This window comes from Pedobacter sp. GW822-FHT03F06, from assembly GCF_058801365.1.
Genome location: NZ_JBXANE010000007.1, coordinates 171,615 through 193,971 on the forward strand (window position 1 = coordinate 171,615; position 22,357 = coordinate 193,971).

The following is a 22,357-nucleotide window of genomic DNA, read 5'->3' on the forward strand; positions in this document are numbered from 1 at the left end:
TACTACATAACGTAAATATCGATGTGGTTATTTTTAAGAGCTGCAAATATAGAATAAATATACATTCTATTAAAAAGAAATTTGAAAAATACTATAAAGCCTTATTGCTCAGTAAATTTGATTGTTTTTAGAGGCTATAATGGTCATTTAGTCCTTTAGGGAAGCCCTGTTTTTAGAAATTAACAACACAACAAAACGCAGCATTTTGGCAGATACCGCAGAATTAACCGCATTTCTGATCTTAGTATATGATCAAGTTTATCGCTTACGGTAGGTGCGGGGGATATTTCAACTAGCCATTTGTACTGATAAAATTAATGGTTTCAAAAGATTGATTACCCCTTGGTGCTACCAAGTTATCCCTAAGGTAACCTTATCTATAGCGGATATTCGCAAATTCTTTACCTTTTAGGTAATAAATTAGGTAACGCCAGGGTAAAGAAAAGGTAACCGTGGGGTAACCCTGGGGTTAACTTGGTGTACAGAAAGGGTAAATAAAAGGTAAACAAAGGGTAAAGAATAGGTAGAGAAAGGTAAACAAGGGGGTAGAGAAAGGTAAACAACATTTTGCCTGTTCTATATTGAAATAATTTCAACAATTATCTGCCTTTCTTAACCATATAAGACAGATCAGGTTCATATCAGTTCAATCGAAAACTTAAATGGACTAAAATTCCTTATATGGTGAAAGGCCAGTACGCCCGCTTTTTATAACAGGTTTAGTGGTATTCTTCACTCCCCGCAAAGTGGTCAGCTACTTGGCATCTTTTTCTTAATCATATCAGGTTTATATAAACATCAGATTTTTTATTGGTTAGTAATGCAGATGTTGAGCAGAAATTAGGAGCCGATTAATCAAATACCACCCTGCGTTCGTCATCAAAATAGCCCTCTGGCATGAATTAACGAGGGGAATGACTACTGACTAATGAACCAATGACCAATGAACTGATGCACCTGGAACCAATAAAAATTATATTGTTGCAGATATAGAATAAATTACCTTTCTTTAGAAAAATAATATTAAAAAATAGTCCGGAAATTATCCTGGTAGTGTACTAACATGGCAGAAAAGAAAAAATTTACACTAGAGTACGAAGTTAGATCGTCACCAAGAATATTGTATAGTTTTATAAGTGAACCAAACGGCTTATCGCAATGGTTTGCGGACGATGTGAATTTCCGCGATCAGGTATATACTTTTACCTGGGACGATGAGCAGCAAAAAGCAAAACTGGTTTCCATTAAAGAAAATAAACTCGTTAAATTTAAGTGGCTGGATGATGAACCTCAATGTTATTTTGAGATGGAAATTGTACAGGACGAACTAACCAATGATGTTGCCCTCTCGATTACTGATTTTACGACCGATGAGCTTCTTGCAGAGAAAAAATTAATCTGGGATAACCAGATCGATTATCTGATTAGCGTTTTGGGTGCGTAATATTATCTTCGTATTGTTTACCTTTGTAAGGTGAAAAAAATACATCTTCTATTAATAAAAGCATTTGTGAAGCCATTCATAGCAACATTTTTTGTTATGATGTTTATTCTATTGATGTTTTTTCTGTTTAAATGGATTGATGATTTAATTGGAAAAGGTTTCGAATGGTATACCATTCTGGAGCTGATGTATTATGCCTCGGCCGCCAATGTATCGATGGCGCTGCCACTATCGGTACTGCTTTCTTCTATCATGACTTTTGGTACACTGGGCGAAAATTATGAGCTGGTGGCGATTAAATCGGCAGGAATTTCTTTACAGAAAGCCATGCGCCCCCTGTTTGTGGTGATTTTGATGCTCACCATAGCCTCCTTCTTTTTTGCCAACTACATGCTGCCTAAAGCCAACCTCAAATTTGGCTCGCTACTGTACGATATCAGGAACAAAAAACTTTCATTTTTAATCAAACCAGGGGTTTTTAATAATGCCATTCCGGGTTATGCCATCCGTGTCGATTCGAAAGAGGAAGATGGTACGCTGCACAATATCATGATTTACGATCACCGTGAAAATAACGGGATTCCGAAAGTAATTCTGGCCAGAGAGGGTAAAATGAATAAAACCTCCGATGGTAAGTTTTTGGTGCTTTACCTTAAAAATGGTGTGCAGTATGAAGAGCAATCTTCAAAAAATGGGATGTACAACCCAAGGCAGATTTTTACACGGAACCGTTTTAAAGAAACCTCACCGCGTTTCGATATGTCGTCTTTTGATGGTAATACCACCGATCCGAATGCTTTCGGAAACAGTACGCCCATGTTAAACCTGAAAGGGATCGTGAAAAAGCGCGACTCGCTGACCAAACAATTGGATACGCTGCAAATGCGGACCATTGCCAACCTCACCAGCAACTTTAAGCAGTTTAATGTAACTAAAGGTTATACCAAAGTAAAAGCCGTGCCGAAAGCGATCGATGATGTAATACTGAAGAGTATCCCGAACGGATCGCGGAAACTGGCGCTCGATAATGCAACCAATACGGTGGCGAATATTATGCAGCACGTACCCAACTGGGCCCCGCGCCAAACCGATTTAACCGGGGAGATTATTTTTACCACAGTAGAATACCAGCGTAAATTTACCCTGGCTGCATCTTGCATCCTGTTGTTTTTCATAGGTGCTCCATTGGGGGCCATTATCAGAAAAGGAGGCATGGGTTTACCTGTAGTGGTAGCCATTTGTTTCTTCCTGGTATACCACATTATTACCACAGTGGCCGAAAAATCGGCACGCGAAGGTAATTTAAACCCGATATTCGGGATGTGGATTGCCGTAATTGTTTTATCGCCGCTGGCCGCCTTTTTAACCTATAAAGCTACCGTAGACTCGGCCCTGTTTGATGTAAATTATTACAAACAGCTCTTCGTTCAGCTGTTTAAAAAGAAGAAAAAATAGGCGTCTTTTCCTTTACTTACAGATGATATTTTAATCCAAATATTGCTCAATAAGGTTGTACATTTGTACGGGTTATTGTTTGTGGTAAAAACTGATTTTAATACGCTTTACACACCATTTGCCCCATAATGTTTATAAAATGCAAACAAAATTAAACACAATAGAAGAGGCCATCGCAGATATAAAAGCTGGTAAAGTGATTATTGTTGTAGACGATGAGAATAGAGAGAACGAGGGTGATTTTTTAACGGCAGCCGAAAATGCAACGCCAGAGATCATCAATTTTATGGCTACTTACGGCCGTGGTTTAATCTGTGCGCCCCTAACAGAAGAACGTTGTAAAGAGTTAAACCTGAACCTGATGGTGGGTAAAAATACAGCCGCTTACGAAACTAATTTTACGGTTTCCGTAGATCTGGTTGGACACGGTTGTACCACAGGGATCTCTGCAAGCGACCGTTCTAAAACCATGCTGGCCCTGGTTAACCCTAAAACCAACCCAGAAGAGCTGGGCAGACCAGGACATATTTTCCCTTTAATTGCCAAAGATGGCGGCGTAATCCGTCGTGCTGGTCATACAGAGGCTGCGGTAGATTTAGCGCGTTTAGCGGGCATGAAACCTGCAGGTTTATTGGTAGAGATTTTAAAAGAAGATGGCGAAATGGCCAGACTTCCTGATTTGTTTAAAATTGCCGAACAGCACCAGTTAAAAATTATATCAATCGAAGATTTAATCGCTTACCGTTTAACCATAGATAGTTTGATTAAACAAGAGGTGAGCATCGATTTACCTACCGCTTGGGGTGATTTTAAAATGACAGCTTATACGCAGTTAGATAACAATGCCACCCATTTAGCAATTTCTAAAGGCGAATGGAATGCCAACGAACCGATTTTAGCACGTGTACACAGCTCTTGTGTAACGGGCGATATCTTTGGGTCTTGCCGTTGCGATTGCGGTCCGCAGTTGCACAAAGCATTGGAAATGATCGAAAAAGAAGGTAAAGGTATAGTGGTATACATGAACCAGGAGGGTAGAGGTATTGGGCTGATCAATAAATTACGTTCGTACAACTTACAGGATGCCGGTTTCGATACGGTAGAAGCGAACATTAAATTAGGCTTTAAAGGCGATGAACGCGACTATGGTGTAGGCGCACAGATTCTGCGATCGGAAGGGGTGACTAAAATGCGTTTAATGAGTAATAACCCAACCAAAAGAGCAGGTTTAATTGGTTATGGCTTAGAAGTGGTGGAAAACATCCCGATCGAAATTGCAAGTAATGTACATAACGAGCGTTATTTAACCACCAAAAGAGATAAAATGGGCCATTCGATTATGAAAGGATAATTCAGTTGGCAGTTGACAGTTTGGATTGTGCGAACTGAAAATTGTTAATTGAAAACGTATATAAGACCAACAGTTGAACAGGTGTTCGATTGTTGGTTTTTTTGTTTAGTTCAAAATCGGGCGTCATTCCCTGGGCGTTCGTCCGCATGAACTTGTTTCAGGATCTTTATAACCTAATTTCGATTAATATTAGCAGTATGTATCTGCTTTTTATCGCTTCTAATTTAGGCGTTCGTCATGCTGATCCGATAGCTATCGGATTTGTTTTATTAGTTGTGTTTATTGTTTTCAGTGGCCTAATAGCTGCTTCGTGGTCAGGATGTTTTTAAGTTTCGGTCGGTGGGACACCAACCGATAGATAAATAGATTTTTTCCAACCTTTGCGTATAATCGTCATTTCGACCGGAGTGTAACGGAGTGGAGAAATCTATTTAAAAATCGGGCGTCATTCCAAGGGCGTTCGTCCTCCTGAGCTTGTTTCAGGATCTTTATAACCTGATTTCGATTAATATTAGCAGTATGTATCTGCTTTTTATCGCTTCTAATCTAGGCGTTCGTCATGCTGATCCGATAGCTATCGGATTTGTTTTATTAGTTGTGTTTATTGTTTTCAGTGGTCTAATAGCTGCTTCGTGGTCAGGATGTTTTTAAGTTTCGGTCGGTGGGACACCAACCGATAGGTAAAGACTATAATGCAATACGCATTAAGATTCCCGCCTGCGCGGGAATGACGACCGCCATAATCCGGGTTAATTTCTTATTTATGCGTCAATCTGCAGTGTGTGTCATTCCGGTGGGACACCAACCGGTAGGTAAAATATAGTCCACAGATCTCTCCACTACGCGTTGCTCCGATCGAGATGACGCCGATTTTTAGAATAATGGCATTGCCGGGCAGGCCGTCGTTCCTCCTCGCATCCTATTACTATCGGATGACGTACGAGGAAGAATGACACCCTCGCTTGAACCAATGACCAATGAACTATTGACCAATGAACCCCTCTACCTCCGTTGGTTCCCTTTACTCTGATTGATAATCGCTTCTTTATTGATCGATTTATTTGTTTTAACAGGCGCCTGGCTTTGTTTCCGCTTTAAATTCCGACGGTAAGCACCAGAAATTTTCTGGATAAACTCTTTAAACGTATCAAACTGTTGGGTATACACCAAACCAAAAGAAGTTACGTTTGCCGTTGAGCTAATCCCGCTGTTAAGGAAGATGCTTTGTTGTGTAGGTGGTTTATTTGCGGCCTTAATGGTTAAGCTTCCATCTTTTTTAATTAAGAAAAGGGCCTCAACCTCTCTGCCTACGTTGTCTTTAGAGAAATCGATAACCGTAAAATCGTTCACACTGTTCCGGTCTACAATACCTGCGTTGATAATTAAACGATCGCTAAAGAATTTGAACGATGCATTGGCCTCGCTCAAGGAGCGTACATTCAGATCGACAAAGTTTAAGTTTAATGAAGAAAGTACATTGTTAAACTGGTTAAATACCAACTCGGTAGCTGTACTGGCTGCGGTAGAACTGAGCTGGTTCCCGATCGATTCTCCTCCGTTTCCAGGGGCAAAACTTCTTCTGATAATTAAACTGAAAGCCTGTAGGTTCAGGTTGTTCTGATCGCTGAAATAGGTTTGCAGTTCTTCTTTGATAGAAGGCTGAGCGGGGAAGTTAATATCAAGTTTGATATCTGGTTTTAAGAGTAAACCTGTTAAGCCCATCTCAACCTCGGTATTTACCCTTTGGTTGGCATTACTACTGGCATCGCGGTTGGCTGCTTTGTAAAGGTCGTTCAAACTTGCCCTCAAAGCATATACTGCTTTTAAGTTAATCTGTGCGGCCGTAGGGTTACCCGTCCAGCGGATGGTTCCACCTTGCCTGATTTCGAATTTTTTGTTGATGACCTCCTGGGCCGTAAAATCGAAACTTCCGGTCTCGATGATATAATCGCCAGACATTTCGAAATCGCCGAAACTGTTGATGTTTAAGTTCAGCTCTGCATTACCCTTGCCACTTAAATTGCCCAGGGTAGTAAATATATTCGCTGTGGTATTCGGGTCGATGGTTAATTTAAAGGTTAGGGTCAGGCCATCAAAGTTGGTCTTTTTCTTAACCAGAACGGTCGAATCGCGGCTTACAAAATTAATGAAATCTTTATCCGATATGGTTTCCGAACTGTTTAAAGGCAGGTTAAACACAGTTCCTTTCTCCGTTTTTGCCTTGATATCGATTTTCATTTTATTGGTAGGCCCGGTAAACGTAAATACACCTGTGCCATAAGCACGGCCGTAGTATACCGAATTGTCTTTCGCGGTAGTGTTTAAGGCCATTAAACTGTTTGCATTTACCGTTACTTTCAATGTAGGGTAGTTAATGTCGTTTAAATCGACAGTGCCGCGTGCAGTAGCCTCATGGCCTTCCAGGTCCTTAAGCTCAAAATCGCCGAGTTGAACTACGCTGTTATTTATTTCCACATCATCGGTAATTACATAAGTGGTTTTGAGGTAGTTTACCATGAGCTGGCCTTTATCTAGCGCTACTGTTCCGTTAATTTCTGGCTTTTCGAATTTTCCTTTAACCGTTAAATCGGCAGAGATGTTCCCTTTTAAATTCGATACCAGTTGTTTAACGAAAGGCTCAAGAATAGTAAGCTTGCTTTCATCCATTTTTACAGCAAGGTCGATTTCTTTTTCTTTTAGATCGAGATTTCCGGTCAGTTTAAAAGTCTCCGAATCGTCGGCCATGATGCGGGTAAATACGTTGATTTTTTTGCTCTCGTTGCTGTAAGATGAGGTATCGGTTAAAGTGCCGATATAGATATCGTTAAAGTTTAACGAATCGATCTTTAAATCGTCGGTTACCCTCGGTGCTTTTAATATGCCGTACAGATCGGTTGTGCCGTTCAGGTTTCCGCCCAGTTTAACACCAAAGCCTTTGGTAAAAGGGTTCAGGGTTTTTAGGTTGAAATCTTTAAAACCAACACTAATTAAATCTTTAGGGTCTTCTGAAATTAATCCATCAATTATAACCTGCTGCTTTCCGTTGGTTAAATCGAAATTACTGATCTCGGTTTTACCATTGTTGAGCACAATACGTACCTTCTCCTGGATGCGCCACTCCTCGTTGTTGATTTTTAATATAGAGGGCAATACGCTTAGCCTTGCTGTAGTATCCTGGTTTTTAGTAAACTCTACCAGGCCGTTTAAATCGAGCTGATTGTCCTCTTCGGCGTTCGACATTTTTACGTTGAAAGCCAAACTGTCGTTCCGCAGGATGTTGGAAATGTTTACATCTTTAATAAACAAACTGTCGTTAATCTGCACCCGATCTGAGGTTACAATCAGTTGAAGCTGTTGTGTGGTTGTATTTTCATCGAGGATGATGTTGTTTACCACTATACCATTGTACTTTAGTTTCTTAACAAAACCGTTCAGCGTTGCGGTATTGTTGCGCGAATCGAAATCGCCGGTTACCGTAGCACCTTCTTCTAATTCTAAACCCGGTGCAAATATCTGCGCCAGCGGTTCGAACTTTTTAACCTTTAGGTTGAACTGAAAAATCTGGTTTTTGTATTTGATAATATCGGCCTTTAACGAAGGGATATACGTTTTGGCGATGGCCTTGTAATAAGAAACAATAGAATTTAAATCGTACTCACCTTTAATGCTGGCATCTAAAATGTCCGACCGGATATCGAGTACGCGGCTGGCGCCCGTTCCTGCGGCCATTAACTGTACCGAATCTACGCTATAGACACCTTTCGGATTTTGCAGCCTGATTTCTTCAATTAATAATTTACCCGATATATTGTTCAGGTTGGTGCCCGAGAAATTGGTCGTAAATTTAGCATCAACCTGCAACGAATCTTTCAGTAGCTTTAAAGCCTTCAATCTGGCTTTAGAAATAGTGGCATTAAAGTTAAATACAGGTAGTTTAGGGTTCAGGTTTACCCCGCCATCAAAAACCAGTTTAACGTTACGGTCGTTAATGCTCAGTTTGCCATCGAAATACTTTTTGTTAAAGGTTCCATCAATCTTCACATTATGGTAACGGTAATTGTTAAAGTCGATATAGTCTACATCACCATTTATCTTCTCGGTTAAGTCTTTAAGCTCGGTACCACGGCCCTTAACATAGAGCGAGGAGCTGATACGGCCAAGGCTTTTTTCGTCAATCAGGTTGCCCAGGTTAAAATCGTAGGTTTTTACGTTCCCGGTATAAGACGGAACATCGTTTTTATCGATTTTCATGTTCACATCCGAAACAATACGGCCAAGTTTGGTTTTAAACTCACCGTAAGCAATAAAGTCGTTCTGGAAACCGGTAAAACTTCCGTTAAAGTTAATGTTGCCGAATTTGTTTACAATTACCGGAACAATTTTCTTTTTACTGTTGGTAATGCCGGCCAGCACCTCATCCAGATCGGTTTTATTTGTGCCCGCCATTTCAATGTTGAGATCCATAAAGGTCTCTTTCCATTTTGGCAGTCCCTTTAAAATAAAATCGCCTTTAATATGTGTGGCCCTTCCGGTTTTTAACGATAGTTTTTTGGCTTTAAGGTTGTTCACTAAACCAGTAATCTGGCCATCAACATCCAGATCAAGTTTCATGGTGTTCATTTCTGGCGCAAAAAAAGCAACGTCTCTCGAACTGATATGGCTATCTTTAAAAATGGCCTTCATCCGCACATTATCTATATAATGGTTAAAGTCTTTATAACTTTTAAACCGCATCTGGTAGTAATCGGTTAAACGGCTCTGATTGGTTTCCAGCAATAGGTTTTTCAGCTCGATGGCATTACTATCAATGGTTGTTTCAGCCGTTAGGTTTTTAAGGTAAAACCCACTACGCTCTTTAAAAGTGAGGTTTTTAATATTGGTTTTAATCAAATGGTTTTTGGTATCGAGCCCTTCAAAAATTCCGCTCAACTCTTTAACACTTACGTTTTCGAAGTTTACACTTTTACCCTGAACAGTATCTTTTGCCCTGTAGTTGATATACCTGAAAGCAAATTTATTTAGGATAATGCGGCCAATATTAATATCGTATGGTTTGCTTTTCTTTTTCTTTACAGTAGGTTTACCAGAATCGAAGTAGTTTATAATGAAATCGAGATTAGAAGACTTATCTTTGAAATCCTTTAGGAAAAACTGCCCGTTGTTAATTTGAACGGTATTAATATCGATGATCTTTTTATCAATGGATAGTTGATTAATATCCACCATAAATTGCGGCGTGCTTAGTAAAGTGTCTTTTTGTAAATCTAAAACCAATAAATCTTCGAGTACAATAGATTTAAATGGTTTGATGTAGAGACTCTTGATTGATACGGTGGTTTTAAGCTCTTTAGATAAATATGCGGCAGCCTTCTGCGCAAAATAAGTTTGAACAGGCTTAAATTGTAGCGAAAAAATAAGAAGCGCAAGCAGCAAGATTATTGATGCGATTACCCAAAGGAGTATTTTAAATAGTTTTTTAATAATTTTGCAGCTTAAATATTAATAATTTGTCTGTTATACTTGCTATCGAGTCTTCTTGCGATGATACATCCGTTGCTATTTGTAACAACGGCAAAATTACTGCCAATGTTATTGCAAACCAAACAATTCATCAAAATTATGGTGGTGTTATACCTGAATTAGCTTCAAGGGTACATCAACAAAATATTGTGCCTGCCGTACAACAAGCTTTGATTAATGCTAAAGTTACAAAACAGGACATTAATGCGGTCGCTTTTACACGTGGCCCCGGTCTTTTAGGATCGTTGCTGGTTGGTGTTTCTTTTGCAAAATCTTTCGCATTAGCTTTAAATATACCTTTAATTTCTGTCAATCATATGCATGCGCACATTTTAGCGCACTTTATTGATGATCCTAAGCCAGGTTTTCCATTTATCTGTTTAACCGTTTCGGGTGGGCACACGCAGATTGTGCTGGTAAAGGATTACTTTGATATGGAAATAATTGGCGAAACATTAGATGATGCAGCTGGTGAAGCTTTTGATAAAACTGCTAAGTTACTGGCCTTACCTTATCCGGGAGGGCCGCTGATCGATAAACATGCACAACATGGAAATCCTTTGGCCTTTAAATTTGCCGAACCGCAAATTGCCGATCTGAATTTTAGCTTTAGCGGTTTTAAAACTTCTATCCTGTATTTTATCAGGAAGCAGGAAAAAGAGAACCCTAATTTTATTGCCGAAAATTTAGATGATATTTGTGCATCGGTTCAACATAGCATTGTGCAGATTTTACTGAATAAATTGAAGAAAGCGGCAAAACAATACGGAATTAATGAAATTGCTATTGCAGGAGGCGTTTCGGCAAACTCTGGCTTAAGAAATGGATTACAGCAAACTGCCGACGAACTGGGCTGGAAGGTTTATATCCCCGCTTTTCAATACTGTACCGATAATGCGGGCATGATTGCCATTGCAGGTTACCAGAAATACCTGAAAAAGGATTTTGTGGGGCAGGATGTTTCGCCAATGGCGAGGATGGAGTTTTAGTTTTGGTTCATTGGTTATTGGTTCATTGGTCAATAGTTTATGGTTAATTGACTGGATTAGTTAACTGTTAGCAGTAAACTGGCAACTGAAAACTGGTTAATTCCCTCGTTCTTCATTGCGAGGAACGAAGCAATCTTATTACGGTGGTTAACGCAATGTATCTCCGTGTTTCTGTGCTTCCGTGGCAAAAAACTGTAAACCGCCAATTGAAAACTGGCAAAGAGAATTGTTTAAATTGAATTTATATATATGACTGGAGCATCGTTAATATTTTGGATTGTTTGCGCGATACCGCTAATCGGTATTTTATATTGGTTGATCAGAAATGACAAAAACAAACTAAAAGGGAGTTGGGGCGTGATTATTTTAGGGGCTTTAGTTATTGCGGCGCTTTTGGTAATTGTATATGTAACCAAAGATTTTAGTGCCATTTTTAGTCAGAACTAATAACCGTGTCTTTCAATAGAGGTCTGCGCTATAAAATATGATAACATATAAAGCAAAACGCCCTGCTAAAATTTAATTTAGCAGGGCGTTTTAATGTTATTGAATTAAGACGGGCTTATTTCTCAGCCAATTTATCGCCGGTTACTTCGGCTTTGATCTTAATTTCTAATTCTTCTGCCAGTTCAGGGTTGTCGCTCAACAATTGTTTTACGGCATCTCTACCCTGCCCAAGTTTGGTATCTCCGTAAGAGAACCATGATCCTGCTTTTTTGATGATGCCAAAATCAACACCTAAGTCGATAATCTCACCGTTTTTAGAAATACCTTCGCCAAACATCACATCAAATTCTGCAATACGGAAAGGCGGAGCCACTTTATTTTTAACAATTTTTACTTTAACGCGGTTACCGGAAACTTCGTCAGAATCTTTGATCTGTGAAATACGACGGATATCTAAACGTACCGATGCATAAAATTTCAATGCATTACCTCCGGTTGTGGTTTCAGGGTTGCCGAACATTACACCAATTTTATCACGTAACTGGTTAATGAAAATACAGCAACATCCGGTTTTCGAAATTGTACCGGTTAATTTACGTAATGCCTGACTCATTAAACGGGCATGTAAACCCATTTTACTGTCGCCCATTTCGCCTTCAATTTCACTTTTAGGAACCAAAGCCGCAACAGAGTCAATTACAATTACATCAATAGCACCCGAGCGGATTAAGTTATCGGCAATTTCTAATGCCTGCTCACCATTATCGGGTTGAGAGATTAAAAGGTTATCGGTATCTACACCTAATTTCTTTGCATAAAACTGATCAAAGGCATGCTCTGCATCGATAAAAGCAGCAATACCACCTTTTTTCTGTGCTTCGGCAATAATATGTGTTGCTAAAGTTGTTTTACCGGAAGATTCCGGACCATAGATTTCAATTACCCGGCCTTTTGGAATACCGCCAATACCTAAAGCAATATCTAAACTGATTGAACCTGTAGAAATAAAATCTATCGGTTCAATGGCAGAATCGCCGAGTTTCATGATGGTACCTTTACCGTAAGATTTCTCTAGCTTATCTAAAGTAAGTTGTAGGGCTTTTAATTTATCTGGATTTGCAGTGCTCATTTCTTTTTTCATTGATTGCGTAAATATAATCGATTATCGGCTAATATACTTAAATGTTGATATTTATAATACTAATATATTTAGCTAAGGTAAATGTTTTTTAGCTAATGTCAATAGTAAAATGAAAATAATTTTTTAAGCTTTTAATTTATCTCTTTCGTTTTGTGCGGTCAAACGTTCGAAGTACCTGCACATGTAGGTAGTTTCACAAACATCGCATTTGGGGCTTCGGGCCACACAAACGTAACGTCCGTGCAAAATAAGCCAGTGGTGTGCAATGTGGATATCGTGCTCGGGAAGATTTTTAACTAAATCTTTTTCAACCGCCAAGGGGGTTTTACCATTGGTTAAACCCAAACGGTTGGCCACACGGAAAACATGGGTATCAACCGCCATTGCCGGTGCATTGTAAATTACCGAGGCAATTACATTGGCGGTTTTGCGGCCAACACCTGGCATTTTCTGTAAGTCGTCAATGCCCGAAGGCACTACATCGTTAAATTCGTTAAGCAGGATATTGGCCATACCCACCAGGTGTTTTGCCTTATTGTTAGGATAACTGATGCTTCTGATATAGTCGAAAACAATATCGGGCGTAGCTTCGGCCAGCGCTTTGGCATTAGGGAACCGTTGAAAAAGTGCAGGGGTTACCATGTTTACCCTTTTATCTGTGCACTGTGCAGATAGGATTACGGCTACTAAAAGCTGGTAGGGATTATGATAATGTAACTCGGTTTCTGCATCAGGCTGCTTGGCAGAAAAATGTTCTACAAAAAGTTTGTAGCGTTCTTTTTTAAGCATGTGCAAATATAAGTTAAAGATGGAAAATGTAATATGTTAAATGGAAGATGAGGGTGGGGTATGCAAGATGAGGGGTGGAAGAGGCATGCGGTAAAACTGTGGTTTGCCATCCTGAGGGTTAATTATTGTATAAAAATCAATATACAATATAAATGATAGGGGGATTTAAAGAAAATAAATCTCCTCAGATTATCGTCATTGCGAGAAGGCTTTTTCAGCCGACGAAGCAATCTTTCTAGCAAGGATCACTAATATGAAAGATTGCTTCGTCGTTCCTCCTCGCAATGACGATCTTTCTATTGGGACTGTCAATGATAGCTTAGTCGAAGGACCTTTACTTATAGAGGTTAATTGTTTGAATTACTCAATCCACGCCAACCGCTTAACGCCAACCCCGTAGCCCAACTGTAGAGCGATAATTATATAAACATTTCCGGTAAAAGTATAACATCCGGAAAGGCCATACCGCTAGTTTTGTTTAAAATTTAAACACACAATGAAAACTTTATTTAAATTATGTACGATCCAGGTTATTGTACTAATTATGGCTGGCAGTGTAACAGCACAGGAAAAAGCAGCAGCGGTTAACCCTTTACAGGCTTATTACGAAGTTAAAGATGCCTTAATTAGCAGCAATGCAGGCGTGACTGGAACCAAGGCTACTGCATTAATTAATGCGATAAAAGCCAACGAAAAAACGAACGCTTCGAAAGTATTGCGCGATAAAATATTATTTGATGCCGAGCACATTGCCGAGAGTAAAGATATCGAACATCAAAGAGATCATTTTACTTCTTTATCAACCGATTTTTATGCCTTGGTAAAAGCAGTAAAACTTAACGATAAGCCTGTTTATTATGCTTATTGTCCGATGAAGAAAAGCTATTGGTTAAGTGAAGGCGAGGCGATAAAAAATCCATATTACGGTAATAAAATGTTAACTTGTGGTAAGGTTGCCGAAGTACTTAAATAAAACACACGCTACAAAATGAAGTTTATTTTAGTTTGTTGCCTTAGTATTTTGCTTAGTAGTTTTGCTTTTGGCCAACATCAGCACAACGAGGTAAAAGCAGCTGACCCCAAAAAAGCGCCCCAGAAAGCAAGTGATGCAGAAACTTTAGGTAGCAACAGCTCGCCAAGGGTTGTGCGCTATGATTTATATGTTGCCGATACAACCGTAACTTTTGGGGGGAAGCCTAAAAGAGCCATTGCGGTGAATGGGCAAATACCCATGCCAACGCTAACCTTTACCGAGGGCGATACAGCAGAAATACATGTGCACAACAGGCTAAAAGAGTCAACCTCCTTGCATTGGCACGGGCTGTTTCTCCCTAATCGATATGACGGGGTTCCTTATTTAACCCAAATGCCTATTGAACCCAATAAAACCCATGTTTACCGTTTTCCTATTATACAGAACGGTACCCATTGGTACCATAGCCATTCGGGCCTGCAGGAGCAGATTGGAATGTACGGTGCAATGATCTTAAACAAAAGAAAAGAGCCCGCTATACCTACAGTACCTGTTGTTTTGAGCGAGTGGACAAATATGATGCCCCACGAAGTTGACAGGCGATTGCACAATGCCAATGACTGGTTCGCGATAAAAAAAGGTACCACACAAAGTTACGCTGAAGCCATAAAAGGCGGGCACTTCAAAACCAAACTCACCAACGAACTGAAACGGATGACCGCCATGGATGTGAGTGATGTGTACTACGAAGCATTTTTAGTAAACGGAAAAAATCAGTATCAGGTGCCAAACAAGCTCAAAGCAGGCGACAAGGTAAGGTTGCGAATTGCTAACGGCGGGGCATCTACTTATTTTTGGCTCACTTATGCGGGTGGTAAAATAACGGTAGTGGCCAATGATGGTAACGATGTAACGCCGGTAGAAGTAGACCGGCTGATTATTGCCGTTTCCGAAACCTATGATGTAATGGTAACCATCCCCGAAAATAAAAGTTACCAGTTTTTGGTAACACCCGAAGACCGTACCCAATCTGCTTCCCTATGGCTTGGCAATGGAGAAAAAGTGCCGGCTCAAAAACTACCCAAACTGAAATATTTCGAAGGCATGAAAATGATGAACGAAATGATGGATATGAACGGTAATCTGGTACAGATGGAAGGCATGAAAATGCAGAACCAGGTGATGGATATGAATACCGTAATGTATGCTGAACTGGATGATGCCGGGACAGATACGGTTGCTTCGGATGAACATCAGGGCCATGATATGGGTAATGACAAAGGCATGAAAGGTCCGATAACAACATTAAACTACGATATGTTGCGCTCGCCTGAGAAAACGATTTTACCTAAAGCCCCAACCCGTGAAATGGAGTTTCAGTTAACGGGCAATATGAACCGTTATGTTTGGACTTTAGATAATAAAACCATCTCTGAAGAGGATAAAATCCTCATCAAAAAGGGCGAAAATCTGCGGATCATTTTATATAACAATAGTATGATGCGGCACCCTATGCACCTGCATGGGCACGATTTTAGGGTAATTAATGGTCAGGGCGATTATGCACCTTTAAAAAATGTACTCGATATCATGCCCATGGAGCGCGATACCATTGAGTTTAGTGCTTCAGAAAGTGGCGATTGGTTTTTTCACTGCCATATTTTATACCACATGATGAGCGGAATGGGTAAAATTTTCAGCTATGAAAACTCACCGTTAAACCCCGAAATCCCAAACCCTAAATTGGCACAGCGAAAACTTTTTGCCGATGACAGGATGTTTCATTTTATGGCCGAAAACGATTTTGCCAGCAACGGAAACGACGGCATGGCCATGTTGGCAAATACGCGATGGAGCATTGGCGCCGAATGGCGCTTAGGTTACAATAAAATGCATGGCTTTGAAACCGAAACCCATATTGGCCGGTATATAGACCGGATGCAGTGGCTAATGCCTTTTGTTGGGTTCGATTGGCGCTATCGGAAAATGGAAGCTAGCGAACTCGAAACCAATATTTTTGGCCAGAAAAGCACAAAGGATAAAAGAAGTATGTTTAGTGTAGGGCTTGCCTACACCTTGCCCATGTTAGTAATAGCGCAGGCAGAAGTGTACCACGATGGTAATGTTCGCTTGCAGTTGATGCGGGAAGATATACCGGTTTCTAAGCGATTAAGGGCAAGCTTTATGGTAAACAGCGATAAAGAATTTATGGGCGGACTTAAGTTTATTACCACTAAATACATGGGTATTTCTGCCCACTATGATAGCGATATGGGGTTCGGCGCTGGTTTAACACTTAATTATTGATCTAACCATTAGTAATCTCCCTCAACAACTTGTCGCATTCGGCAAAGGCATTATACAGATATTTATTGCGGTGTTTTTCGCCCTGACCGCTAAAAGAAACCGATTTCATAATCAGGCCCTGCATCCATTGTTTGGTTTGTTTGCAGTAGGCCTGGTCTTCGGTTCTTAAATAATTAAAGGTATTAAACCTGTTGTAACAGGCCATGCGGTCTTTAAAATCGACGAGGTAAGCGATGCTTCCCAATACATCACAATTGTACCAGTTAAAGGTATGGTTAGGGTCGATGGTTTTTTTGCTGCTAATGGCGTACATATTCATATCGGTAAGGCAATACCGTACCTGCTCTACAATTTTCACGGCCAGCCCGGTATCGGAAAGGTGCCCGGCTTCGAATGCATACCTGATCTGTTCGAGTGTGCCTGTTACAGTATCCTTAGACCATATTTCGGTGCTTGGTATTTCCAGATAAGTGGCATGCAGCTCCTGTGAAATTTTAATAATTTCATCTGACAGAAATGAAGAGCTAAACGGCGTTTTGAGGTTATTCGCACTGTTTGCCCAAAAGAACAGTTTAAAGCTGGTGAGTTCAGGATACTTGAAAAAATGAAATAAAGGAATATCGTCGGTCGTAATGGTGATGTGTTTCTTATTGCTGTTTTTGATGGCTTTTATATTGTCCAATAAATTTCGGAGATAGCCAATCATATCTAAATCTTCATTTACACTTAAATAACTAAAAGTAACCGATAACGATTGTTTTGGGCTGTACAGAAACGGAACATCGAAACAATCAGAAAGCTTGATGATCTGCTGAAAAGTAAGGTTGCTGTCGCCCCTGATTTTCTTATAGGCCTCATTCGTGCTTATTCCTAACTCCTCGGCTACACTCAGCGCCAGGTTCTGGTATTCGGGCAGGGCTGATCTGATGGCCTGGAAAAATAATGCCTGTTGATTATCCATAAAGATTAATTTTTTAAGGGAATATAAGGTTTTTTAATAATCAATTGGATTATTACTTCAGATTAAATTAGGCAATATAATTTATAATCAGAGGCAGGTGGTTTTTATTTTCTTTTAAAAATAATTATTTATTCGTTTATAATCTTTAAGGTTAATTGCAGTTTGGTCGATGTTTTAGATTTGATTAGGAATTAAAACGCACTATGATGAACAAATTAAGATTTATAAAAGATGAAGGCTCCGAATTCTACAAAGAATTAAACGAGCAGATAGAACAATATTTTATTCAAACTGGATTGAGGAAAACCGGCAATGCAAAAATGTTCTTCAAGATTTTCCTGTATTTCGGATTGGATATCCTGTTTTACGTCTTGATGATTACCAGCCATGGGGTGTGGACATTCTATGTTTTTTACCTGCTGATGGGACTGTCGGTTTTGTTAACCGCTTTTAATGTTTCGCATGATGCCGCCCATGGTGTGGCGGTTAAAAGTAAGTTCTGGAACCAGCTGTTGTTTTCGTTGAGTTTTAACCTGCAGGGCAATAATGCCTATGTGTGGGGTAAAAACCATAACGAATCGCACCATTTATATACCAATATAGAAGGTAGTGATATTGATGTGCTGAACAATCCGCTGTTTAGGATGACCGAATCGCAGCCTTTAAAAGGGTACCATCGGTATCAGTTTATATATGCACCATTTCTATACCTCTTTTATTCGATTAACTGGTTCTTTTTTAGGGAAACCCTGATGTTGTTCAATTTATCGAGCCGTACCATTAAAATAGAGATTCCCCGCATTGAAGTGGTAAAGCTGGTGGTATATAAACTCTTGTATATAGGATATATGATCGTTTTGCCTATTTACCTGTTGCCTTTCGGTTGGGCAGTAGTTCTGGTGGCTTTCCTGCTGAACCATTTTATTATTTCTCTGCTGTTTGTAGCGGTATTAGGCGTGGCACATTTATCAGATTATGTATCTCATCCTGTACCTGATAAAGGTAATAAATTGAATATGAGCTGGCCCAAACTGCAGTTGCTTACTTCTATAGATTATCATGCAGAAAGTAAATTTCTTAACTGGACACTTGGCGGCTTTAATGCCCATGCGGTACACCACCTGCTTCCGAACGTTTGCCATGTGCACTACCCTGACATTATTCCGGTTTTTAAAGCGCTGGCTAAAAAGCACAAGCTTACTTATATGGAAATGTCGTACGGCGAATCTTTAACCTCACATTTCAGGTTTTTGAAAATGATGGGCAAAAGTGAACACTTAATCCCGATGAGATATGAAGGATAAACATATTTATGTAGCGGCTGATAGTCAGTTGTTAAAAGCGATATACAAACGCGTTAGTCAAGAAGTAGTAGCTAATAAATCTGCTTTTATGCGGATAATAGCGCTTAAATTCCTTGTGTATTTCTTGCTCACCTTATTGGCCTATTTAGCTTTATACCGTACGGTTAACCCAATTGGTTTTATTGGCTGTTTTATGGTATATGGTTTTATTGCATTGCTCTTTGCCTTTAACTTCTCGCACGATTTTTCGCACAATACCATTTTTAAGAGCAGGCGGCTTAACCATATCTGCTTTGTGGCTATTTATACATTGGTTGGTGCACATGCCGAAGCCTGGAAACTGCGCCATGTTAATTCACATCATTATGCGCCAAATGTAGAAGACTATGATTCGGACCTTAAAATATCGAAGTTGATCCGTGTGGTGCCGGATAGCAAATATTATTGGTTTCATGCGTACCAACACCTGTATGCACCATTAGCTTATACTACCTATTCCCTGTTCTGGATTTTTATTAAAGATTTTGTGATTCTTTTTGGTAATGATGGCTTTGCGGTTAAAAAAGGCTTTAAATATTATTTGTCTTTTGCGCTTCAAAAATCAATCTATATTGGTTTATTGCTGGTGCTACCCTTACTTTTTTCTGGTCAGCAATGGTACGTGGTAGCATTTGGTTTTTTGATGATGCATTTAAGCCAATCGCTGTTTTTGCTGTTTACATTTTTTATGACACACCATGTTGAGGAAACGCAGTACCCTCAAGCAGATGTGCAGGGTTATATCAATGCTTCGTGGCTGATGAACCAGATAAAAAGCTCGAACGATATGCATCCTTTTAGTAAAACGGCAAACTTTATTTTGGGTGGTTTTAATAATCATATCGCCCATCATCTATTCCCGCACTACCATCATGTGTATTATCCGCAGATCAGTAAAATATTATACGAAATGTTAAATGAGAATGGGATAACACCCAATTGTACCAGTTATTTGGGTGGGATAAAATCTCATTTAAAGCTGCTTAAAAGAATGGGAGTTGCTGCATAGTCCTCATGCTCATCTAAATTAAACATGATGAAATATTTATTGATATGTTTTTGTTTGCTACTGTTTATAGATGCATCAGCACAGCAGGATACCTTACACCAAAATCATAAATTTTACTATGGTGTAGGTTTGAGCGGAGGTAAGGGAACTGAAGATGGTGGTTACGGTGAGCTTCATCTTTATTTGCAGCGTAAAACCAATTATATTGCTTTTAAATCATCGGGTATTTCGGAATTCGAGCTTTTTGGAGATAGGCCTAATCCCAGTATTTCTGATGTTGGGATTACTGTAGGCAAAAGTTATAGTTTCGAACGCTATATCAACATCAAGCTTGGTGCAGGGCTGGCATTTACGGAGCAGATATCAAGAGGTGCATTTTTGTACAATACCTGTAAGTCTATGTTTTGCCTGTTTGATCATGATGTTTATGAAATTGTTACCACCCGAACTATTGGCATTCCGATAGAAGTAAGGACCAGTTTTTTGGTTGGGAGGGCTGCAGCGTTAACCCTTGGAATAAGTGCAAATCTCAATAGCGCAAATAGCTTTTGTGGCTTTTCGGTGGGTGCTACCTTTGGGCGTTTGAGAGACAGAGTGAAGTGATTATTGAATGATTGAGTTTCGAATGAGCGAATGATTTAGATTTTCTCATTCACTCATTCAAAAATGGCGCACTGGGTTTTTAATTAACGGCATGACCTTTCATTTTAAACCTGATGGGAGCGATAGCCCGAGCTTTTTCTGCGAGGCTTTAGCGGACAGCAGGACTGACAATTTTTTCTTGCACTAACCTATGTTTTCCAAAAAAATGCAATATTATAAATTGCTTCACCCCCATCACACAACACCGCTTCGTTCGCAATGACGAATATTTTTAATGAAAAGAAGCAGCAGGTACTTTAACCTGTTCGGTTAGCCCCTGGTTACTTTTGATCAGCCAAAATGCAAAAAAAGCACCAACCAAAGCCATAGCCGCACCAACATAAGCTGGCGAAGTATAATCGAAGCCATAAACCAGTGGAAGCCCGCCGAAGAATGCGCCTAAAGCATTGCCGATATTAAAACTCGCCTGACTTGCAGATGCGGCCAGCATTTCGGAGCCTTTGGCACTCTGGATCATTAACATCTGTATTGGAGCAGCCAATGCAAAAGATACGGCGCCGGTAACAAAAGTCATAATTAATGCCAAAGGCTGACTTGCGGATACGAAGTGAACGATGGTTAAGGTAACAACCATGGTGAGCAATAAGGCTGCAGAAGCTTTTGCAGGTGAAAATTTATCCGCCAATCGGCCGCCAATATAATTGCCGAACATCATGCCCACACCTGCCAGCATTAATATATAGGTTACTGCATTTGGCGAAAAACCTGCAACATCTGTCATTAAAGGAGCGATATAACTGTACCAGGTAAATAAGCCACCCGTTCCGATCGAGATCATAAAAATGATGATCCATGCTTCTCTTTTTTTGAAGAAACTGAGTTCTGCTTTTAAATCGCGGTTTTTGGTTGCTTCTAGCGCTGGTAGCCATAATTTTAAACTTAGCAAAGTAACCAGGCCAACAAATACAACAACGGCAAAAGATATTCGCCAAGAGAAATTATGGCCAATAAAGGTGCCCAGCGGTACCCCAATAATATTGGCGATGGTTAGGCCCATAAACATAAGCGATACAGCCTGTGCTGCTTTCCCTTTTTCGGCTATTCTGCTGGCTACTACCGATCCTACACCAAAAAATGCACCGTGTGGTAAACCCGAAAGCAACCGGGCAATAAACAGGGTATTAAAAGTAGGGGCGAACGCAGAGAAAGCATTAAATACAGTGAACATGATCATCAAGGCAATCAATATCATTTTTGGCGGATATTTACCAGCAATCATGATCAATAAAGGTGCGCCGATTACTACACCCAAAGCGTATGCAGAAATGAGATGACCTGCCTGCGGAATGGTTACTGTTAAATCTTTTGAGATATCGGGGAGCAGGCCCATCATAACAAATTCTGTTATCCCGATGCCTAAACCGCCTAAAGTGAGTGGGAGCAAGTTCTTGTTCATAGCGTACTTAGTGTTAAATTTACACTATGCAAAGGTAAGGCTTTTTGTTTTAGGAGATTGTAAAAATTAGGCCATTTATGGAGAATGGAAGCTGCAGTTACTACTACTATTGACAGATTCCAGTAGAGCGGCCGTCATTGTTAGAGCTGTCCGTAGAGTTCCGAAGGGTCTCTACGGATTGAGTTATGGAAAAGAGTCTTTGACTCGTTTCTGGTTAATAACTAAAAGTTGAGTCTGGAAACTCAACATGATAATCCGTAGTGACGCTGCGCTTAACACTACGGATAGGGGGTAAAGAGTTAATGACGTGCAAAGGTGGTTATAAGATAATAAAGCATCCCGGAGCTGTCCGTAGAGTTCCGAAGGGTCTCTACGGATTGAGTTATGGAAAAGAGTCTTTGACTCATTTCTGGTTCATAACTAAAAGTTGAATCTGAAAACTCAATATGATAGTCCGTAGTGACGCTGCGCTTAACACTACGGATAGGAGGTACTACTACTATTGACAGATTCCAGTAGAGCGGCCGTCATTGTTAGAGCTGTCCGTAGAGTTCCGAAGGGTCTCTACG

General features: G+C 40.0%; 15 protein-coding genes. 10 read left to right on the forward strand and 5 right to left on the reverse strand.

The window, feature by feature from the left end; all coding sequences use genetic code 11:
• Nucleotides 1–1,063 precede the first annotated feature (1,063 nt).
• From AC1RJ8_RS14050 to AC1RJ8_RS14060, 3 genes are all read left to right on the forward strand, one after another.
• Nucleotides 1,064–1,444: an START-like domain-containing protein gene (locus AC1RJ8_RS14050; RefSeq protein WP_029278206.1), complete on the forward strand. Its 381-nt coding sequence runs from the start codon at nucleotides 1,064–1,066 to the stop codon at nucleotides 1,442–1,444.
• Between the two features lie 99 nt (nucleotides 1,445–1,543).
• Nucleotides 1,544–2,899: an LptF/LptG family permease gene (locus AC1RJ8_RS14055; RefSeq protein ID WP_492954489.1), complete on the forward strand. Its 1,356-nt coding sequence runs from the start codon at nucleotides 1,544–1,546 to the stop codon at nucleotides 2,897–2,899.
• Between the two features lie 139 nt (nucleotides 2,900–3,038).
• A complete protein-coding gene (locus tag AC1RJ8_RS14060) occupies nucleotides 3,039–4,250 on the forward strand; it encodes a bifunctional 3,4-dihydroxy-2-butanone-4-phosphate synthase/GTP cyclohydrolase II (protein ID WP_086544752.1) in 1,212 nt (403 codons plus the stop codon).
• 1,002 nt (nucleotides 4,251–5,252) lie between these two features.
• On the opposite strand, the gene AC1RJ8_RS14065 is transcribed toward AC1RJ8_RS14060, so the two are convergent.
• Nucleotides 5,253–9,683: a translocation/assembly module TamB domain-containing protein gene (locus tag AC1RJ8_RS14065; protein WP_492954363.1), complete on the reverse strand. Its 4,431-nt coding sequence runs from the start codon at nucleotides 9,681–9,683 to the stop codon at nucleotides 5,253–5,255.
• A 74-nt stretch (nucleotides 9,684–9,757) separates the two neighbouring features.
• Here AC1RJ8_RS14065 and tsaD point away from each other — a divergent pair, with 74 nt between their 5' ends.
• On the forward strand, nucleotides 9,758–10,759 hold the full coding sequence (tsaD, locus tag AC1RJ8_RS14070; RefSeq protein WP_492954364.1) for a tRNA (adenosine(37)-N6)-threonylcarbamoyltransferase complex transferase subunit TsaD: 1,002 nt from the start codon (nucleotides 9,758–9,760) through the stop codon (nucleotides 10,757–10,759).
• 249 nt (nucleotides 10,760–11,008) lie between these two features.
• Nucleotides 11,009–11,206, forward strand: a complete 198-nt coding sequence (locus tag AC1RJ8_RS14075; protein WP_057930348.1) for a hypothetical protein — start codon at nucleotides 11,009–11,011, stop codon at nucleotides 11,204–11,206.
• Nucleotides 11,207–11,321: 115 nt separating this feature from the next.
• Here AC1RJ8_RS14075 and recA read toward each other — a convergent pair whose 3' ends face one another.
• Together recA and nth are read right to left on the reverse strand one after the other, a co-directional pair.
• The gene (recA, locus tag AC1RJ8_RS14080) at nucleotides 11,322–12,335 is read right to left on the reverse strand and encodes a recombinase RecA (protein WP_057935221.1); all 1,014 of its coding nucleotides are present in this window, start codon (nucleotides 12,333–12,335) and stop codon (nucleotides 11,322–11,324) included.
• A gap of 135 nt (nucleotides 12,336–12,470) precedes the next feature.
• Nucleotides 12,471–13,136, reverse strand: a complete 666-nt coding sequence (nth, locus tag AC1RJ8_RS14085; protein ID WP_492954365.1) for an endonuclease III — start codon at nucleotides 13,134–13,136, stop codon at nucleotides 12,471–12,473.
• A gap of 496 nt (nucleotides 13,137–13,632) precedes the next feature.
• Here nth and AC1RJ8_RS14090 point away from each other — a divergent pair, with 496 nt between their 5' ends.
• Nucleotides 13,633–14,109: a DUF3347 domain-containing protein gene (locus AC1RJ8_RS14090; protein WP_492954366.1), complete on the forward strand. Its 477-nt coding sequence runs from the start codon at nucleotides 13,633–13,635 to the stop codon at nucleotides 14,107–14,109.
• A gap of 15 nt (nucleotides 14,110–14,124) precedes the next feature.
• Nucleotides 14,125–16,416 carry a multicopper oxidase family protein gene (locus AC1RJ8_RS14095; RefSeq protein WP_492954367.1) on the forward strand — a complete coding sequence of 764 codons (2,292 nt, stop codon included), beginning with the start codon at nucleotides 14,125–14,127 and terminating at the stop codon, nucleotides 16,414–16,416.
• Between the two features lies 1 nt (nucleotide 16,417).
• Here AC1RJ8_RS14095 and AC1RJ8_RS14100 read toward each other — a convergent pair whose 3' ends face one another.
• Nucleotides 16,418–17,377 carry a hypothetical protein gene (locus AC1RJ8_RS14100; protein WP_492954368.1) on the reverse strand — a complete coding sequence of 320 codons (960 nt, stop codon included), beginning with the start codon at nucleotides 17,375–17,377 and terminating at the stop codon, nucleotides 16,418–16,420.
• 203 nt (nucleotides 17,378–17,580) lie between these two features.
• Between AC1RJ8_RS14100 and AC1RJ8_RS14105 the strand changes: the two genes are divergently transcribed.
• From AC1RJ8_RS14105 to AC1RJ8_RS14115, 3 genes are read left to right on the forward strand one after another with little or no spacing between them, the layout of a single operon-like run.
• Nucleotides 17,581–18,681 carry a fatty acid desaturase family protein gene (locus AC1RJ8_RS14105; RefSeq protein ID WP_492954369.1) on the forward strand — a complete coding sequence of 367 codons (1,101 nt, stop codon included), beginning with the start codon at nucleotides 17,581–17,583 and terminating at the stop codon, nucleotides 18,679–18,681.
• The gene (locus AC1RJ8_RS14110; protein ID WP_492954370.1) at nucleotides 18,671–19,729 is read left to right on the forward strand and encodes a fatty acid desaturase family protein; all 1,059 of its coding nucleotides are present in this window, start codon (nucleotides 18,671–18,673) and stop codon (nucleotides 19,727–19,729) included. Before AC1RJ8_RS14105 ends, AC1RJ8_RS14110 begins: the two co-directional genes overlap by 11 nt.
• Before the next feature lie 24 nt (nucleotides 19,730–19,753).
• The gene (locus tag AC1RJ8_RS14115) at nucleotides 19,754–20,332 is read left to right on the forward strand and encodes a hypothetical protein (protein ID WP_492954371.1); all 579 of its coding nucleotides are present in this window, start codon (nucleotides 19,754–19,756) and stop codon (nucleotides 20,330–20,332) included.
• A 271-nt stretch (nucleotides 20,333–20,603) separates the two neighbouring features.
• Here the strand turns inward: AC1RJ8_RS14115 and AC1RJ8_RS14120 are convergent, their stop codons facing one another.
• Nucleotides 20,604–21,788: an MFS transporter gene (locus tag AC1RJ8_RS14120; RefSeq protein WP_492954372.1), complete on the reverse strand. Its 1,185-nt coding sequence runs from the start codon at nucleotides 21,786–21,788 to the stop codon at nucleotides 20,604–20,606.
• Nucleotides 21,789–22,357 lie beyond the last annotated feature (569 nt).

Coding starts and splice junctions, on each gene's coding strand:
- AC1RJ8_RS14050 (WP_029278206.1), top strand. CDS start 1,064: ATGGCAGAAAAGAAAAAATTTACACTAGAGTACGAAGTTAGATCGTCA.
- AC1RJ8_RS14055 (WP_492954489.1), top strand. CDS start 1,544: ATGTTTATTCTATTGATGTTTTTTCTGTTTAAATGGATTGATGATTTA.
- AC1RJ8_RS14060 (WP_086544752.1), top strand. CDS start 3,039: ATGCAAACAAAATTAAACACAATAGAAGAGGCCATCGCAGATATAAAA.
- AC1RJ8_RS14075 (WP_057930348.1), top strand. CDS start 11,009: ATGACTGGAGCATCGTTAATATTTTGGATTGTTTGCGCGATACCGCTA.
- recA (WP_057935221.1), bottom strand. CDS start 12,335: ATGAGCACTGCAAATCCAGATAAATTAAAAGCCCTACAACTTACTTTA.
- nth (WP_492954365.1), bottom strand. CDS start 13,136: ATGCTTAAAAAAGAACGCTACAAACTTTTTGTAGAACATTTTTCTGCC.
- AC1RJ8_RS14090 (WP_492954366.1), top strand. CDS start 13,633: ATGAAAACTTTATTTAAATTATGTACGATCCAGGTTATTGTACTAATT.
- AC1RJ8_RS14095 (WP_492954367.1), top strand. CDS start 14,125: ATGAAGTTTATTTTAGTTTGTTGCCTTAGTATTTTGCTTAGTAGTTTT.
- AC1RJ8_RS14100 (WP_492954368.1), bottom strand. CDS start 17,377: ATGGATAATCAACAGGCATTATTTTTCCAGGCCATCAGATCAGCCCTG.
- AC1RJ8_RS14105 (WP_492954369.1), top strand. CDS start 17,581: ATGATGAACAAATTAAGATTTATAAAAGATGAAGGCTCCGAATTCTAC.
- AC1RJ8_RS14110 (WP_492954370.1), top strand. CDS start 18,671: ATGAAGGATAAACATATTTATGTAGCGGCTGATAGTCAGTTGTTAAAA.
- AC1RJ8_RS14115 (WP_492954371.1), top strand. CDS start 19,754: ATGATGAAATATTTATTGATATGTTTTTGTTTGCTACTGTTTATAGAT.
- AC1RJ8_RS14120 (WP_492954372.1), bottom strand. CDS start 21,788: ATGAACAAGAACTTGCTCCCACTCACTTTAGGCGGTTTAGGCATCGGG.